The sequence below is a fragment of the Mycobacterium sp. E3247 genome (genome assembly GCF_001667785.1).
Lineage (GTDB): Bacteria > Actinomycetota > Actinomycetes > Mycobacteriales > Mycobacteriaceae > Mycobacterium.
Genome location: NZ_LZJG01000519.1, coordinates 1 through 1,380, shown reverse-complemented (window position 1 = coordinate 1,380; position 1,380 = coordinate 1). Strand labels below are relative to the sequence as shown.

Below are 1,380 nucleotides of genomic sequence, written 5' to 3'. Positions count from 1 at the left end.
AGCTCGATGTGGCCCATCCGCTCCCGGCGCACCTTGGCGCGGGTCACCTCGACGCCGCAGCGCTCACAGATGATGCCCTTGAAGCGGACGCGCTTGTACTTGCCGCAGTAGCACTCCCAGTCGCGAGTGGGTCCGAAGATCTTCTCGCAGAACAGGCCGTCCTTCTCCGGCTTCAGCGTGCGGTAGTTGATCGTCTCCGGCTTCTTGACCTCGCCGTAAGACCATTGCCTGATGTCCTCCGCGGTGGCCAGGCCGATACGGAGTTCATCGAAGAAGTTGACGTCGAGCACGTAACTTCCTTTCCCCTTGCGGGTTTAGTAACTAACTGAATTAAGCGAGATCCTCGACGGAGGCGGATTCGTTGCGGGACAGGTTGATTCCCAGGTTGGCCGCGGCCCGCTCCAGGTCCTCGTCCTCGCCCTCGCGCAGCTCGATCGCTGCGCCGTCCGAGGAGAGCACCTCGACGTTCAGGCACAGCGACTGCAGCTCCTTGAGCAGCACCTTGAACGACTCGGGGATGCCCGGCTCCGGGATGTTCTCGCCCTTGACGATCGCCTCGTACACCTTGACCCGGCCGACCGTGTCGTCGGACTTGATGGTCAACAACTCCTGCAGCGTGTACGCGGCGCCGTAGGCCTGCATGGCCCAGCACTCCATCTCACCGAACCGCTGGCCACCGAACTGCGCCTTACCACCCAGCGGCTGCTGGGTGATCATCGAGTACGGGCCGGTGGAGCGGGCGTGGATCTTGTCGTCCACCAGGTGGTGCAGCTTCATGATGTACATGTAGCCGACCGTCACCGGATACGGGAACGGTTCACCGCTGCGGCCGTCGAAGAGCACCGCCTTGCCGTCGCCGTCGACCATGACCTCGCCGTCGCGGTTGGGCAGCGTGCACGACAGCATGCCCTGCAGCTCCTCCTCCTTGGCGCCGTCGAACACCGGCGTCGACACGATCTGGTTCGGCTGCGCGTGCAGCAGATCCGCGGGCAGGTTGGCCGCCCACTCGGGTGAACCGTCGATGTTCCAGCCGGACTTGGCGACCCAACCGAGGTGCGTCTCCAGGATCTGGCCGATGTTCATCCGTCGGGGCACACCGTGGGTGTTCAGGATGATGTCCACCGGGGTCCCGTCCGGCAGGAACGGCATGTCCTCGGCCGGCAGGATCTTGCCGATCACACCCTTGTTCCCGTGCCGGCCGGCGAGCTTGTCGCCGTCGGAGATCTTCCGCTTCTGGGCCACGTACACGCGGACCAGCTCGTTGACACCGGCCGGCAGCTCGTCGTCGTCCTCGCGGGAGAACACCCGGATGCCGATGACCTTGCCGGACTCGCCGTGCGGCACCTTCAGTGAGGTGTCGCGGACCTCGCGGGCCTTCTC

Annotated in this window: 1 protein-coding gene and 1 pseudogene; both read right to left on the bottom strand. The window is 64.9% G+C overall.

The features are described from left to right. Nucleotides 1-290: hypothetical protein (locus tag A9X04_RS26735; RefSeq protein WP_156764551.1), on the bottom strand; the 290-nt coding region annotated here is incomplete at its 3' end. Between the two features lie 40 nt (nucleotides 291-330). After that, nucleotides 331-1,380 (bottom strand): annotated as a pseudogene (locus A9X04_RS26730) (DNA-directed RNA polymerase subunit beta); the annotation flags it as partial.